We start from the raw sequence: 15,657 nt of genomic DNA, 5'->3' as shown, positions 1-15,657 counted from the left end.
GATGCCGGCAGCCCCGGCCCGCCACGCTGCCACAGACAAGGAGAGTGCCATGAACAACAGTAACAGCTTCCATGCCGGCGAACGCGCGGTACAGCAATTGGCCGGTGAAACGGCGATGGCGGACCGGAATATCGGCCTGCTCAGCGATACCGTGATTGCCGGCGCCCGGCCCTTCATCGCCAAGCAGTCCATGGTCGCTCTTGCCAGCGTCGATGCGGCCGGTGATGTGTGGACTTCGCTGCTGTTCGGCAAACCGGGCTTCCTGCAGACCGGCGATGGCCGTTCCATCCTGATCGATGTGGCAGCCCATCAGCGCGACCAGTCCGACCCGCTATGGGACAACCTCGGCAGGCAGTCCGAGCTCGGCATGCTGTTTATCGAGCTCGGCTCGCGGCGCCGCTATCGCGTCAACGGCACGGTACGGCGGCTGGACGCGCAGGGCGTCGAGGTGGCGATACGCGAGGCCTATCCGAACTGTCCGAAATACATCCAGCGGCGTCACCTGCGCCAGTCTGGCGAACCAAAACTGCCGGTGCAAGTCGCGCACGGCACGGTACTGCGCGGAACGGTGGCCGGCATCGTCCGGCTGGCCGATACCATGTTCGTCGCCAGCCGCCACGCCGGCAGCGGCGCCGATGCGTCGCACCGGGGCGGTGCCGCCGGCTTCGTCAAGGTGCTGGACGACAGCACGCTGCGGATTCCCGATTTCAGCGGCAACAGCCTGTTCAACACCCTGGGCAACTTCGCAATCGATCCGCGCGCCGGCCTGTGCATTCCGGATTTCGTGCACGGCCAATTGCTGCAACTGAGCGGCAGCGCCGTGATCCGCTGGGACCAGGACGATCCTGACAATGAAACCGGCGGCACCCGGCGCTACTGGGACTTCAAGGTCGAGCGCTGGATATTGCGCGACACGCCACAGCCGCTCGCATGGGAATACCTGGACGCTTCCCCCTTCAACCCCGCAGCGCGCTCCTGAGGCAAAACCATGAGCCATGTCATCACCCACATCATCGAGCACGGCGGCGCCGTCAAGGAATTCCATATCGCCCGCCAGGACGGCGCCGCCGTCGCCGGCTGGCTGCCCGGCGCGCACATCGTGCTGCACTTTGCATCGCGCGATGGACGCACCTTCGAGAACCACTATTCGCTGATCGGGATGGCGCCAGCGGCGACTGCCCATCACCGCTACCGCATCGCCGTGCAGCGCGAAGAGCACGGCAACGGCGGCTCGCGCTGCCTGCACGACGAGATCGCCACCGGCAGCGCAGTCGGCTTGAGCGGCCCTTTCAACAGCTTCCCGCCGGACCTGGTCCAGCGCTCGCCGGCCGCGCGCGTGCTGCTGATCGCCGGCGGCATCGGCATCACGCCGCTGCTCTCGATGGCGCATGCGCTGAACGCCCGGAGCCTGCCCTTCGAACTGCATTACCTTGCCCGCAATGCCGGGCGGCTGGCGCTGATGGACCAGCTGCGCGGCATGCCACACGCGACGCTGCATGTGCACTTGTCGCAGCAGGCCGGGCGCGCCGACCTGGCCCAGTTGCTCGGCGGCTACGGCGCGGGCGACAGCTGTTACGCATGCGGACCGGGTCTGCTGATGCAGGGACTGGCGCAAGCCGGCGCCCGGCTGGGATGGCCGGCCGGCGCGCTGCATGTCGAAAGCTTCGGCGCCCGCGCGCAGCAGCAAGATACGATGCTGACGGTCGAACTCTCGTTGTCGCACATCACCGTGCAGGTGGCGCCAGGCACGCCGATACTGGACGCGTTGATCGCCGCCGGCGTCTTCGTTTCCTACGATTGCCAGCGTGGCGAGTGCGGCAATTGCTACACCCCGGTGCTGCACGGCCAGCCTGTGCACCGCGATATCTGCCTGACGCCGGCGATGCGGGCCGAAGGCATGTGCACCTGCGTTTCCTGGGCCGCCGCGCCCGGCCGGCTGGTGCTGGAATTGTGATCAACGGCGGCGCAACGCAAGACACCATTTCGCTGCGCGGCGTTCCCGAATCGATCGATGCCCGATACAGTCATGCCATACACAACTCACCGGAGAAAAAAATGAAACTCTTGGCCGCAGCAACCCTCGTCCTCGCCAGTGCCGCGCAAGCCGCTCCCATTGCCTACCGCACGGTCAAGGTGGACGACATCACCATCGCCTACCGCGAGGCTGGCGACGCCAGCAAACCCACGCTCCTGCTGCTGCACGGCGTGCCGAGCTCGTCGCGCATGTACGACGGCCTGCTGCGCAAGCTGGGCGATCAATATCACCTGGTGGCGCCCGACTATCCCGGTTTCGGCAACAGCGATGCGCCGGACCCGGCCAACTTCGCCTACACCTTCGATCACCTGGCCCAGGTGATGCAGAAATTTACCGACGCCGTCGGCGCGCAGCGCTACGTGCTGCTGATGCAGGATTACGGCGCGCCGGTCGGCATGCGCATGGCGCTGCAGCGTCCCGATGCGATCCAGGCGCTGGTATTCCAGAACGCCAACGTCTACAGCGAGGGACTCGGCGCCATCTGGGAAAAGCGCAAGCCGTTCTGGGCCGACCGCGCGGCGCACGAAAAAGAGGTCGTCGCGGGACACCAGTCGGTGGCGACGACACGCGCGCGCCACATCGGCAGCGACCCGCATGTCGAGGCGTATGACCCCGACCTGTGGATGGACGAATATGCCTACCTGAACCGGCCGGGCCAGGCGCGCATCCAGGCCGACCTGATCTACGACTACCAGCATAACCTGGCCGCGTATCCGCAGTGGCAAGCATGGCTGAAGCAGCGCCAGTTGCCGACGCTGGTGGTGTGGGGCAAGCACGACCTGGCCTTCACGCCGGAAGGCGCGTACGCGTTCCGGCGCGACAACCCGTCGGCGCAAGTGCATGTGCTCGACGGCGGCCATTTTGTAATGGATACCAGGCTTGATGACGTGGCGGCGCTTACCCGCGCCTTCCTGGACCGGCTCGCGCCGGCCGCGGCGGGTCCGGCCCGGCGCTAATGCCGCCGGTCCGGCCAGTCCGGAAAAAGCTGCACCAGTTGCCCCGCTGCCAGGTACTGCTCGATGCCCAGCCCCGCCAGACAGGCGCAATTTCCGGCAAGCGATGGCGCGGGGGCTGGGCGGCCAGAATATGACCAGCGTGGTGCAGTTGTTTGCCGGGCCGCTGGCCCGATCGCACGCGTCAGGGAGCAGGCCGGCGTTGTACAGTATCGGCCCCTATGTCTTTGACATTATGCCGTCACTGACGTTGCGCACGCCCGGCCCTGCTTCCCTGATCATTCGAACCGCTGCCAGCGAAAAGAACGGATAATAGCGGCTAATTCATTTTAAGCACTCGTCTGGAATATTCTCATGGAAATTAAGGTCAACTTTCTCGATAAGCTACGTCTTGAAGCCAAGTTCGATGATTTCACCGTCATCGCCGACCAGCCTATCCGCTATAAGGGCGATGGCTCGGCGCCGGGTCCGTTCGATTACTTTCTCGCTTCATCGGCCTTGTGCGCGGCTTATTTTGTGAAGTTGTATTGTGAAACTCGCAATATTCCGACCGAAAACATCCGCCTGTCGCAAAACAATATTGTTGATCCGGAAAACCGCTACCAGCAGATTTTCAAGATCCAGGTCGAGTTGCCGGCGGATATATCCGCCAAGGACCGCCAGGGCATCCTGCGCTCCATCGACCGTTGTACGGTGAAAAAAGTGGTGCAAGCCGGTCCCGAGTTTGTGATTGAAGAGGTCGAGAACCTGGATGCCGATGCGCAAGCCTTGCTGACCTTGAGTCCGGCGCCTGGCGCGAGCACCTATATTGCGGGCAAAGACTTGCCGCTGGAGCAAACCATCGCCAATATGTCCGGGCTGTTGGCGAGCCTGGGCATCAAGATTGAAATCGCGTCGTGGCGCAATATCATTCCCCATGTGTGGTCGCTGCATATCCGCGATGCGCACTCGCCGATGTGTTTTACCAATGGCAAGGGATCGACCAAGGAAAGCGCGCTGGCGTCGGCCTTGGGCGAGTACATCGAGCGTATCAGCAACAACCATTTCTATGCCGGCGCGTTCTGGGGAGAGGACATCGCCAATGCGGCATTTGTCCATTACCCGAACGAGCGCTGGTTCAAGCCTGGCCGCAAGGATGCGCTGCCGAAGGAGATACTCGATGACTACTGCCTGGACATCTACAACCCCGATGACGAGTTGCGCGGCGCGCACCTGATCGACACCAACTCCGGCAATGCGCAGCGCGGCATCTGCTCACTGCCCTATGTGCGCCAGTCGGACGGTGCAGTCGTGTATTTCCCATCCAACCTGATCGAAAACCTGTACGTCAGCAATGGCATGAGTGCCGGCAATACGCTGGCCGAAGCACAGGTGCAATGTCTGTCGGAAATTTTCGAACGGGCGGTCAAACGCGAAATCCTGGAAGGCGAAATCGCCTTGCCCGATGTGCCGCAGGAAGTGCTGGCCAAATACCCCGGCATCCTGGCCGGCATCCATGGCCTGGAAGAGCAGGGCTTTCCGGTGCTGGTGAAAGATGCGTCGTTGGGCGGGACGTACCCGGTGATGTGCGTCACCTTGATGAACCCGCGCACCGGCGGCGTGTTCGCGTCGTTCGGCGCGCACCCGAGCCTTGAGGTGGCGCTGGAACGCAGCCTGACGGAATTGCTGCAGGGCCGCAGTTTTGAAGGCTTGAACGATCTGCCCCAGCCCACCTTTGCCAGCGAAGCCGTGACCGAACCGAATAACTTCGTCGAACACTTCATCGATTCCAGCGGCATCGTCTCGTGGCGCTTTTTCAGCGCCAGGGCGGACTTCGATTTTGTCGAGTGGGATTTTTCCAGCGACGGCGACAACGCCAATGCCGAAGAAGCCGCGGCCCTGTTCGGCATCCTCAAGGACATGGGCAAGGAAGCCTATATGGCGGTGTACGACCAGCTGGGCGCGACCGCCTGCCGTATCCTGGTGCCCGGTTATTCGGAAGTGTATCCGGTCGAAGATTTGATCTGGGATAACACCAACAAGGCGCTATTGTTCCGTGCCGATATCCTGAACTTGCATCGCCTGGACCAGAGCAGCCTGGAAGCGCTGCTTGATCGCCTGGAAAACAGCGAGCTGGACGAGTACGGCGACATCGCCACCCTGATCGGCATCGAATTTGATGAAAACACGGTCTGGGGCCAGCTGACAACCCTGGAATTGAAGCTGCTGATCCAGCTCGCCTTGCAGCAATTTGAAGAGGCGCATGAACTGGTCGGCGCCTTCCTGCAATACAACGACAACACGGTCGAACGCAGACTGTTTTATCAAGCCTTGAACGTGGCGCTGGAAGTACTGCTCGACGACGAGCTGGACATGGACGACTACATCGTCAATTTCCGCCGCATGTATGGCAACGCCCGGATGGATGCGGTAATGGGCTCGGTCGACGGCAGCGTGCGCTTCTTCGGACTGACGCCGACCAGCATGCAACTGGAAGGACTGGACCGGCATGCCCGCCTGCTCGACAGCTACAAGAAATTGCATGCGGCGCGGGACACGGCAGCGGCGCGCTAAACAAACCGGCGGCAGCCCGGCGGCCCTGCTTGGACTGGCAGGGCCCGGACTGCTTCAGCGCTGCACGCCGTGCGACAGCCATTGAAAACCGACACGCCTTCGGCACGCGCGGTTTTCCATGGTTTCCCCGGCCTGCTCAAGCAGGCTGATGGAGCGTGCCATCAAAACCGGGCGAGTATCGCCGGAACGATACGCTTGTGTAATGGCGCCACAAACACCATGTAGACGCGCCCCAACAGATTTTTCAGGTGCACCACGGTGGACACCGCGATACGGGGCCGATCCAGGCGCGTCAGCTTGCATACCGAGACCCGGACATCGAGATGGCGGTCGGAATCGCCGAAAATGATTTCATCGTCGCTCAGGTACAATATCGAGAAAATGCCGACCCGGTCCCCTTCGCGGTAGGCGCTTGCCGGCTTTGCGCGATCGAACGCAGCCAGGCCGCCGAGATTTTTCAAACCCGCCAGTGCCACGATCCGGTTGCGCAGATTCATCAGCAGATGGACCCAGCCGGGCGTGCGCGATAATCCGTCCAGATATATTTCCAGCACGGGTCGGGCGTCGTATTCGCGCTCCAGTTCATAGGCGTCGTAGAAATACGCGTTTGGCAAAAACACGCCCAGCCTGCTTTCCGGCGGCACCTCGATGAGGCTGATGGCGGCTTTCATGGGAAGCCGCGGATCTCGAATGCATGGATGGGGAGCTGCTGGGCGAGGGCGCCGCCGCTGCCGGCGCCTGCGGTGAGCAGCTTGCCCACTTTGGCGTGCTCGCCCGCTTTCGATCGGTTTGATATTTGCATGAAATAGTACCCCTTATCATGTTGGGAAAGCGCACCGAGGCAACGGCAAGGCAGCGCCGCACATTTCAGCCGCAGGCACGCTGGAAAACAACAGGCCAAATTATTATACTTTACACAAACTTACTTTGGCTAACAACCTGTCCGATAGGGACAGCGCCCACTGACAACGTGGACCTGCGTGGTTCGTCGACGCATGGCGCGCCATGCGCCGACCGGCATATCGTCCACAATTAACGGACTCAACCGCGCTTGGAAACAGTAATCCGCTCTCTATCGATTGCGATCAAGACGGCTTGACAGGAGCCAGGGACCGCATGGGACCGGGAGATATATTTTCGTTCAATAGCGTCGTCAATGCCGGACTTGTGCGGATCCGTTTACTCGTGCTCCCCACGCTGGAACAGATAGCCGTAGCCTTGTAACGTGCCGTCAAGAAAGCGCTCTTCGCTGACGCCCGCGGGGATCTGCAGCATGCCGTGGATCACCAGGGACGCCAAGCCATGCGTGTACGACCAGGCGGCGCGGGCGGCCCGGCGCACCTCGACGGCCTGGGGGTCGCACTGCAGCACCTCGGCGATCGAGTTCTTCAGTTCTCCGAACGCCCGTTCGCGCGCGGTAAACAAGGCGGCGATGGTCTGGCCGGTCGCGAATTCCGGACCGAACATCAGTTGATACAAGGCCGGATTGGCGCGCGCGAAACGGAAGTAGATCAGGCTGGCGGCGCGCAGTTTCTGCATGCCGCTGTCACGCTTGTCGCGCCGGGCCATCGCATCGGCCAGCTCGTCGAATCCTTGTGCGGCAAGATTGCCGATCAGTTCCGCGCGGTTGGCATAATGGTGATAGGCGGCGGCGGAACTGACGTTGACGCGCTCGGCGACGGCGCGCAGCGATAACTTGGTCGGGCCCACTTGCTCCAGCATGTCACGTGCCGCGCTCAGCAACTGTGGTGCGAGATTTCCCACATGGTAAGTGTCACGGGCGCGCACGGTGTTCATTGTCATATAAAAAACATGAAAGGAAAAAAGACAACTTATCATAAATAAGTATCTTGACACTGATAAGATAGCCTCGTACCATCATTTTGCTTTTTTATCAGCGTTGCCCGAACCTTTTTGAGCCAAATCTTATCAGCGATAACCTGGAGACCGCATGACGCATTACCCCCGCATGAATACCCCGCTTGATCTGGGCTTTACCACCCTGAAAAACCGCGTGCTGATGGGTTCGATGCACATCGGGCTGGAAGAAGCCCCCGATGGCTTCGAGCGGATGGCGGCCTTCTACCGGGAACGCGCGCGCGGGGAAGTCGGCCTGATCGTCACCGGCGGCATCGCCCCCAACGAACGGGCCCGGCCGCTTAAGAGCGGCGCCATGCTGGTCAATGAACACCAGGCCGAACAGCACCGCATCGTCACCCAGGCCGTGCATCAGGAGGGCGGCAAGATTGCGATGCAGATCCTGCATTTCGGACGCTATGCCTACCACCCGGGGCTGGTCGCCCCCAGCGCCCTGCAAGCCCCGATCAACCGGTTCGTGCCGCATGCGCTGCGCGCCGACGAAGTCGAGCAGACCATCGACGATTTCGCGCATTGTGCCGCCATGGCCCGCTACGCCGGCTATGACGGCGTCGAAATCATGGGTTCCGAGGGTTACCTGATCAACGAATTCATCGCCGCGCGCACCAACCATCGCCAGGATGAATGGGGCGGCAGCTACGCCAACCGCATGCGCTTCCCGGTCGAAATCGTGCGCCGCACGCGCCAGCGGGTCGGGCCGGACTTCATCATCATTTACCGCCTGTCGATGCTGGACCTGGTCGAGGGCGGCTCCACGCTGGACGAAGTCATCGCGCTGGCGCAGGCGATCGAGGCGGCCGGGGCAACCATACTCAACACCGGCATCGGCTGGCACGAAGCGCGCGTTCCGACCATCGCCACCAAGGTGCCGCGCGCCGCCTACGCCTGGGTCACCCAGCGTGTGATGGGCAAGGTGGGAATACCGCTGGTGACCTCCAACCGCATCAATACACCCGAAGTCGCCGAGCGCTTGCTGGCGGACGGCTATGCGGACATGGTGTCGATGGCCAGGCCGCTGCTGGCCGATGCCGACTTCGTGCGCAAGGCCCGCCAGGGGCGCGCCGATGAAATTAACACCTGCATCGGCTGCAACCAGGCGTGCCTGGACCATACGTTTGGCGGCAAGCTGACGTCCTGCGTGGTCAATCCGCGCGCCTGCAACGAGACCGAACTGGTGATAGCACCGGCCAGCGCGCGCAAGCGCCTGGCGGTGGTCGGCGCCGGTCCGGCCGGCCTCAGTTTTGCGATCACGGCGGCGCAACGCGGCCATGAAGTGACGCTGTTCGACGCCGGCAGCGAGACCGGCGGCCAGCTCAACATCGCCAAGAAAGTGCCGGGCAAGGAAGAGTTTTATGAAACCCTGCGCTATTTCCGGCGCCAGCTCGAACTGCACAAGGTGACGGTCAAGCTGAACCATCAAGTCGGCGCCGATGAACTGGCCGCCGCCGGCTTCGACGACATCATCCTGGCCACCGGGGTACGGCCGCGCGTCCCGGCGATCGACGGCATCGGCCATGCGAAAGTGCTGGACTACCTGGACGTGCTGCGCGACGACCGGCCGGTCGGGCCACGGGTGGCGGTGATTGGCGCCGGCGGCATCGGCTTCGACGTCAGCGAATACCTGACCCACGCTGGCGAGAGCGGCGCCGTGGCGCCCGCCAAGTTTTACCAGGAATGGGGCATCGACCCGGCCTATGCCCACGCAGGCGGCCTGGCCAGCCCGCGGGTCGACGCGCCCGCGCGCCGCGTGCATCTGCTGCAGCGCAAGTCCGCCAAGGTCGGCGCGCAGCTGGGCAAGACCACCGGCTGGATACACCGCACTGGACTGAAGGCGCGCCGGGTCGCGATGGTGTCCGGCGTGTCCTACCAGCGTATCGACGATGCCGGCCTGCACCTGACCGTGGCTGGCCAGCCCCAGGTGCTCGATGTCGATACGGTCGTCGTGTGCGCCGGCCAGGAACCGCTGCGCGACCTGCACGAGGCATTGCGCAGCGCAGGCTGCTCGGTGCATTTGATCGGCGGCGCCGATGTCGCGGCCGAACTCGACGCCAAGCGCGCGATTCGCCAGGGCACCGCGCTGGCGGCCCGCATTTGAAGCCCCGTCATGACCCGATTGTTCAATCCAGAGGAGAGCCGCATGTCACCAGCACCGCAAAACATCCATCCCGCAGTCGCCAGATCGCTCGATCTCTGGCACCACATGGTCGCCGAGAAAAATCTTGACCAGCTCCACACGATCGTCCATCCGGACGCGGTGTTTCGCTCGCCGATGTCGATCTCGGCCTACGCCACCGCCCCGGCGCTGATCCTGGCGCTGAGCACGGTCATCCAGGTGTTTGAAAACTTTACGTATCACCGGCAGCTCGCCAGCGACGACGGCCTGAACCTGATGCTGGAGTTCAGTGCGAACGTCGGCGACAAACAGCTGAAAGGCATCGACCTGATACGCTTCAATGACGAGGGCCGGATCGTCGATTTCGAGGTCATGGTGCGCCCGCTGAGCGGACTGCAGGCGCTGGGGGCGGAAATGGGGAGACGGCTGGCGGAGGCGATGCCGGCGTTTAAGGTCAAGGGGTGATACTGGGCAGGAAATGATGGGGGATTGACGCGCTGACCTGTTCAGCTACATGGCAGCGCCCCACTACTATTGGCGCTATCCGGAGAGCATTCGGCCCATCGCCTTGGGCGACGGGCCGAGAGCTTATTTCACCAGCCTGTCAGGCCGAGAGTTCTCTGCGGATGATTTCCGCGCCTGCACTGAGGGCATTCAGTTTGCCTCTGGCGACTGCACGCGCCAGGGGCGCCATGCCACAGTTGGTGCTAGGATAGAGCTTGTCGGCATCGACAAACCGCAGCGCCTTGCGCAGGGTGTCGGCGACTTCCTCCGGCGTTTCAATGATATTGCTTGCCACGTCAATCGCGCCTACCATCACTTTTTTGCCGCGAATCAGTTCAATCAGGTCGATTGGCACATGCGAGTTGTGGCATTCCAGCGAAATGATGTCGATATTGGATTGCTGCAGCTTGGGGAACGATTCCTCATATTGACGCCACTCGGAGCCCAGCGTATTTTTCCAATCCGTATTGGCTTTAATACCGTAGCCATAGCAAATATGTACGGCGGTTTCGCATTTCAGCCCTTCGATCGCCCGTTCCAGGGTGGCAACGCCCCAGTCATTCACTTCATCAAAGAAGACATTGAATGCGGGTTCGTCAAATTGGATGATGTCGACGCCAGCCGCCTCTAATTCGCGGGCTTCCTGATTGAGGATCTTGGCGAATTCCCAGGCCAGTTTTTCGCGGCTCTTGTAGTGGCTGTCATACAGCGTATCAATCATCGTCATCGGACCTGGCAGCGCCCATTTAATCGGCTGCTTGGTTTGCTGGCGTAAAAACTTGGCATCTTCCACAAACACCGGCTTCGGACGGCTCACCGCACCAACGACGGTCGGCACGCTCGCGTCATAGCGGTCGCGAATTCTGACGGTCTCGCGTTTTTCAAAATCAACGCCGCTCAGATGTTCAATAAACGTGGTGACAAAATGCTGACGGGTTTGCTCGCCATCGCTGACAATATCGATGCCTGCCTGCTGTTGTTCATGCAATGACAAACGTAAGGCATCCTGTTTGCCTTCGATTAACTCCTCGTCTTGTAATTTCCACGGCGACCACAGTTTTTCAGGTTGTGCAAGCCAGGAAGGTTTTGGCAAACTGCCGGCAGTTGAAGTAGGCAATAATTTTTTCATGATAAATAATGTCGTGTATTCTGGTTAATTAGAAAGCGTAATCGGCAGCCCATTGTTCAAGAACATTTTTATATGGCTTGATGAAATGCTCTTCGGTATATTTTCCCTGCTTGACAGCCAGCTGGCTGCGCTCTTCCCGATCATAGACAATTTGCGTCAATGAATAATCCTGATTCTTCAGGCTAGGCTGATAAAATTGTCCCGCCGCGGAATTGGCGTTGTAAATCTCGGGTCGATAAATCTTTTGAAACGTTTCCATCGTGCTGATGGTGCCGATAAGCTCAAGATTCGTGTAATCGCGCAGCAGATCGCCGATAAAATAGAAAGCCAGAGGCGCAAAACTATTGGGCGGCATGAAATAGCGAACTTGCATCCCCATTTTTTCGAAATATTGATCGGTCGAGGAAAATTCATTTTGTTGATACTCGACGCCCAATATCGGGTGCCGATTTTCAGTCCGCTGATAGGTCTTGCTGCTCGAGGCACTGATACAGATCACTGGCGGCTTCTTGAAGCGCTCTTTGTAAGCATTTGATTTTACAAAGTGCTTGAACAGCTTTCCATGAAAATCGCCAAAATTATCCGGGATGCTGAAGGTGGATTTATTATTGTTATGCTCCGGCAGCACCACGCTGAAGTCGTAATCGCGCACGTAAGAGGAGAAGTTATTCCCCGCAATGCCATCAATGCGTTCTTTGGTTTTTTTGTCGATGATATTCGGTTTCAATATCTCGATCAATGGAAGCGGATTATTGCCGCCTTCGACATCAATATTCATTTCAACGGAAATGATTTCGAGCTCGACAGAGTAGCGATCTCCGTTTGGATTATCCCAATGCGCCAGGTTGTTGAAGCGATTGTCTATCATCTTCAGGGTATTGCGCAGGTTCTCCTGGCGACTCGTTCCCCTGGCCAAATTGGCAAAGTTGGTCGTCAGGCGCGTATTCTCTGATGGATGATAGTTTTCATCGAAAGAAATGCTCTTGATGCTAAATTCAAAATCTTTGCTCATTGTGATCCGGTGTCCTGATTTCTGCGAAAAAATCTGAATAGCTTGATTGCGTATTCAGTGCTGTAGAATTTTTGCTCTTTTCAAGCCGCGACCGCCTCCTCGGCGGTGGCCAATCTTGCATGGCGCGTCAATTCGAGCAGGGGCAATGCCCGTTGCACCGCCAGTGTGGCCCGCTGGATCAGGGCCTCGTCCTGCAAACGGTAGTCGACGAAATCCTTGTCGGTCGCGTACACGCCCAGCGGCAAGGTGCGTGCCTGGAAAAAGCTGAACAGCGGCCGCAACTGGTGGTCGATCATCAGGGCATGGCGCTCGCTGCCGCCGGTGGCAGCCAGCAAGACGGGCTTGTCGATCAAGGCGTCCTGATCAATGAAGTCGAAGAAGTGCTTGAACAGTCCCGTGTAGGAGCCGCGGAAGACCGGGCTTGCCACCACCAGGATGTCCGCTTGCTCGACCGCTAAAAGTTCGCGCTCCACCGTATCGGGCAAATGGGAGCGCCAGCTCGCGCCGGCCAGCTGTGGTACCAGCTGCCCCATTTCGACCAGCCGTTGTTCGCACGGGACTTGGTCGGCGATCAGGTCCATCAGGTGCTCTGTCAGGGCGGCAGCCTTGGACGGGCGTTGCAGCCCGCCGGAAACCCCTACTAAACGCAGTGGACGTGTCATTTTTGCTTTCATATGGATGGATGCGCCAAGGCCGAAAAATGCCGACAACAAAGGAAGGGATGATAACGGTGGGAATCGATGAAGTATAATGGTTTTATTTCATACATCCATGAATGGGGTTCATCTCAATGCTTGAGCGCATCCACCTCAGCATCGTTCAGCAGGTCGAAAAACAAGGGTCGTTGACGGCCGCCGCGGGCGTGCTGAACCTGACCCAGTCGGCCCTGAGCCACAGCATGAAGAAACTGGAGCAGCAACTGGGCACCGACGTCTGGCTGCGCGAAGGGCGCAACCTGCGCCTGACGCAGGCCGGCCAGTACCTGCTGGCGGTGGCGAACCGGGTGCTGCCGCAACTGGACCTGGCCGAAGAACGCCTGGGCCAGTTCGCGCAGGGCGAGCGCGGTGCGCTGCGCATCGGCATGGAATGCCACCCTTGCTACCAGTGGCTGCTCAAAGTGGTTTCCCCCTATCTGAGCGCATGGCCGGACGTGGAAGTGGACGTCAAGCAGAAGTTCCAGTTCGGCGGGATCGGCGCGCTGTTCGGCTACGAGATCGACCTGCTGGTCACGCCCGATCCGCTGTTCAAGCCGGGGCTGAAGTTCGAACCCGTGTTCGACTACGAGCAGGTGCTGGTCGTGCCCAAGGGCCATGCCCTGGCGTCGGCGGCCTATGTGAAGCCCCAGCAACTGACCCAGGAAGTGCTCATCAGCTACCCGGTGGATATCGAGCGCCTGGACATCTACAATCAATTCCTGTTACCGGCCGGTGTCACGCCCAAGCGCCACAAAGCCATCGAAACCACCGACATCATGCTGCAGATGGTGGCCAGCGGCCGCGGCGTGGCCGCCCTGCCGCGCTGGCTGGTCGATGAATACGCGGCCAAGATGGACGTGGTGCCTGTGCGGCTGGGCGAGCGCGGCGTCGCCAAGCAGATCTTCCTGGGCGCACGCGAGACGGATATCGCCATCGACTACGTGCGGGCCTTCATCGCACTGGCCCGCCAGCCTGTGATCGCCATTGCCACTGCACAAGAAGCCAACTGATGAACGCCTGCGTCGAATACAAAGCGCTTCCGGTGCCCGCCAGCCACATCACGGACGCCTATTCCCTGGAAGTCAGTGCGAAGGACATTGCTGCCTTGAGCGCAGCGGCGCCACTGATATTGCCCGCGTCCACCATTTCGATTCCCTATTTGCCACGCGAAGACAACGAGGCGCGGCTGGCCGCCGTGCAGGCCGTGCGCCGACTCGGCTTTGAGCCCATGCCGCACTTTTCTGCGCGCCGTATCGCCTCGCTCGCCGAGTTTGAGTCGTTCGTCGAGCGCGCGGTCGCTGAAGCCGGCGTCAAGCGCTGCTTCGTGATCGCTGGCGATCCATCGACCCCGATGGGGCCATTTTCCGACAGTGCCTCGCTGATCGAAACAGGCGTGTTCGAGCGCTCGGGCATCAAGGTAATCGGCGTGGGTGGTCACCCGGAAGGCCATCCAGTCATGAGCACGGAAGCACAGTGGGATGTGCTCGAACGCAAGTGCCACAGCATAGTCCAGCGCGGGATGACACCCTTGATCGTCACGCAGTTTGCCTTTGATGCCGACATCGTGCTGGCGTGGTTGAAAGCGCTGCGCGAGCGTGGCATTGACCATCCGGTGCGCGTGGGAGTGCCCGGCCCCGCGAGCATCGCGGTGCTGGCCCGTTATGCTGCCTTATGCGGCGTCAGCGCATGCGCATCGATGTGGTCCAAGTACGGCGTCTCCATCGGCAAGCTGTTCGGCACGGCGGGGCCGGATCTGTTTGTCGACCGCCTGGCCAGCGGCCTGACAGCAGCGCATGGCAAGGTGAGCCTGCATTTCTTTCCATTTGGTGGGATTGCGCAGTCGGTGAGGTGGGTGGGGGAGTATCGTGGTCGCGTCGAGCCAGCCGCTTGAGAATCACATCTCAGGCACCACGCCTGGGGATACTATCGTGCTAGACCACTGGTTGATGCCCATATAAGTGAGGTTACCTCAGATACTGTCAGGTTAGTATCAAGTTCGCAAGGTTGAGGCCGTATCTGATTGTTGTCAGACCTGGCCTATCAAACACGCAGTATCTCCTCAGCCATATTGTCCAATTTTTCTTTAATACTATGCCAGCCAGGCATGGTGCGGTCCAACGTTTTGTAGAACTTGGGGCCATGGTTGTGATGCAGTAAGTGACAAAGCTCATGCAGTAAAACGTAGTCAATGCATTCACGCGGAGCTTTCACCAGCATTGGATTAAGCGTAATTCGCCCGGCTGGAGAGCAGCTTCCCCATTGCACTTTCATGCACTGAAGACGAGTAGGAGGAGAGTGTTTGACCCAATGTAGAGGCGCCGCCACTGCCGCCAATCGAATCCGAAACACCTCTCGAGCCCTTATCCTGAACCATGCATCCAAAGTTTGTTGGATAATGACTGATGAAGGTTCTGGTACAGTGACCACAATAAAGCCGCCACGCATGCGCGTCTCGGGTACTGCATCAGCTTGAACAAGCACTTTCAATCGATAACGCCTGCCAAGATAATGCAGAGACTCACCACTCACATACTCACGGGGAAGAATATGATTTAATCTTTCTCTGGCTGCAGCAACGTGCTCACTTATCCAACGCACACGTTTTTTCACAGCAATTAACACTGACTCAAGAGAGCTTGACTCGGGCGCATCGACTAAGACACTGCCATCCGGTTCAACATGAATCGCCAGACGCTGTGCTGTGCGCAATGGCTGGCGGCGCAGGCTGAAACGGATGAGTTCTTCACCGTAATGGATGCTATGTTGAGTCAATTGCATGGCTGTC

14 protein-coding genes are annotated in these 15,657 nt (G+C 60.0%); 8 read left to right on the top strand and 6 right to left on the bottom strand.

What is annotated here, in order from left to right; translation table 11 throughout:
• The first annotated feature begins 49 nt into the window (after positions 1-49).
• From GJA_RS24690 to GJA_RS24670, 4 genes are all read left to right on the top strand, one after another.
• Positions 50-979, top strand: coding sequence for a pyridoxamine 5'-phosphate oxidase family protein (locus GJA_RS24690; protein WP_038497672.1), 930 nt, complete (start codon positions 50-52; stop codon positions 977-979).
• 9 nt (positions 980-988) lie between these two features.
• Complete coding sequence (locus GJA_RS24685) at positions 989-1,954, top strand: PDR/VanB family oxidoreductase (RefSeq protein ID WP_051781301.1); 966 nt, start codon at positions 989-991, stop codon at positions 1,952-1,954.
• A gap of 101 nt (positions 1,955-2,055) precedes the next feature.
• Complete coding sequence (locus tag GJA_RS24680; RefSeq protein WP_038501026.1) at positions 2,056-2,991, top strand: alpha/beta fold hydrolase; 936 nt, start codon at positions 2,056-2,058, stop codon at positions 2,989-2,991.
• 351 nt (positions 2,992-3,342) lie between these two features.
• Positions 3,343-5,541 (top strand): OsmC domain/YcaO domain-containing protein, encoded by a 2,199-nt coding sequence (locus GJA_RS24670; RefSeq protein ID WP_038497668.1) that lies wholly within the window; start codon positions 3,343-3,345, stop codon positions 5,539-5,541.
• A 161-nt stretch (positions 5,542-5,702) separates the two neighbouring features.
• On the opposite strand, the gene GJA_RS24665 is transcribed toward GJA_RS24670, so the two are convergent.
• Positions 5,703-6,212, bottom strand: coding sequence for a DUF2867 domain-containing protein (locus tag GJA_RS24665; RefSeq protein ID WP_038497666.1), 510 nt, complete (start codon positions 6,210-6,212; stop codon positions 5,703-5,705).
• 508 nt (positions 6,213-6,720) lie between these two features.
• Positions 6,721-7,344, bottom strand: coding sequence for a TetR/AcrR family transcriptional regulator (locus GJA_RS24660; RefSeq protein WP_038497664.1), 624 nt, complete (start codon positions 7,342-7,344; stop codon positions 6,721-6,723).
• Positions 7,345-7,492: 148 nt separating this feature from the next.
• Between GJA_RS24660 and GJA_RS24655 the strand changes: the two genes are divergently transcribed.
• Together GJA_RS24655 and GJA_RS24650 are read left to right on the top strand one after the other, a co-directional pair.
• Entirely contained in the window at positions 7,493-9,514 is a 2,022-nt protein-coding gene (locus GJA_RS24655; RefSeq protein ID WP_038497663.1) for an oxidoreductase, read from the top strand.
• A gap of 42 nt (positions 9,515-9,556) precedes the next feature.
• Positions 9,557-9,997 carry a nuclear transport factor 2 family protein gene (locus GJA_RS24650; protein WP_038497661.1) on the top strand — a complete coding sequence of 147 codons (441 nt, stop codon included), beginning with the start codon at positions 9,557-9,559 and terminating at the stop codon, positions 9,995-9,997.
• Between the two features lie 139 nt (positions 9,998-10,136).
• Here the strand turns inward: GJA_RS24650 and GJA_RS24645 are convergent, their stop codons facing one another.
• From GJA_RS24645 to msuE, 3 genes are all read right to left on the bottom strand, one after another.
• A complete protein-coding gene (locus GJA_RS24645; protein ID WP_038497660.1) occupies positions 10,137-11,165 on the bottom strand; it encodes a methionine synthase in 1,029 nt (342 codons plus the stop codon).
• 28 nt (positions 11,166-11,193) lie between these two features.
• Positions 11,194-12,177, bottom strand: coding sequence for a DUF1852 domain-containing protein (locus GJA_RS24640; RefSeq protein ID WP_038497659.1), 984 nt, complete (start codon positions 12,175-12,177; stop codon positions 11,194-11,196).
• A gap of 80 nt (positions 12,178-12,257) precedes the next feature.
• The gene (gene msuE, locus GJA_RS24635) at positions 12,258-12,839 is read right to left on the bottom strand and encodes an FMN reductase (RefSeq protein WP_038497658.1); all 582 of its coding nucleotides are present in this window, start codon (positions 12,837-12,839) and stop codon (positions 12,258-12,260) included.
• Positions 12,840-12,967: 128 nt separating this feature from the next.
• Between msuE and GJA_RS24630 the strand changes: the two genes are divergently transcribed.
• The gene (locus GJA_RS24630) at positions 12,968-13,882 is read left to right on the top strand and encodes a LysR family transcriptional regulator (RefSeq protein ID WP_038497657.1); all 915 of its coding nucleotides are present in this window, start codon (positions 12,968-12,970) and stop codon (positions 13,880-13,882) included.
• Positions 13,882-14,763 carry a methylenetetrahydrofolate reductase gene (locus tag GJA_RS24625; RefSeq protein WP_038497656.1) on the top strand — a complete coding sequence of 294 codons (882 nt, stop codon included), beginning with the start codon at positions 13,882-13,884 and terminating at the stop codon, positions 14,761-14,763. Before GJA_RS24630 ends, GJA_RS24625 begins: the two co-directional genes overlap by 1 nt.
• Before the next feature lie 149 nt (positions 14,764-14,912).
• On the opposite strand, the gene GJA_RS26950 is transcribed toward GJA_RS24625, so the two are convergent.
• A complete protein-coding gene (locus GJA_RS26950) occupies positions 14,913-15,650 on the bottom strand; it encodes a M48 family metallopeptidase (protein ID WP_242404624.1) in 738 nt (245 codons plus the stop codon).
• Positions 15,651-15,657 lie beyond the last annotated feature (7 nt).

The organism is Janthinobacterium agaricidamnosum NBRC 102515 = DSM 9628 (genome assembly GCF_000723165.1).
GTDB lineage: Bacteria > Pseudomonadota > Gammaproteobacteria > Burkholderiales > Burkholderiaceae_D > Janthinobacterium > Janthinobacterium agaricidamnosum.
This window is presented reverse-complemented; position numbering and strand designations above follow the sequence as displayed.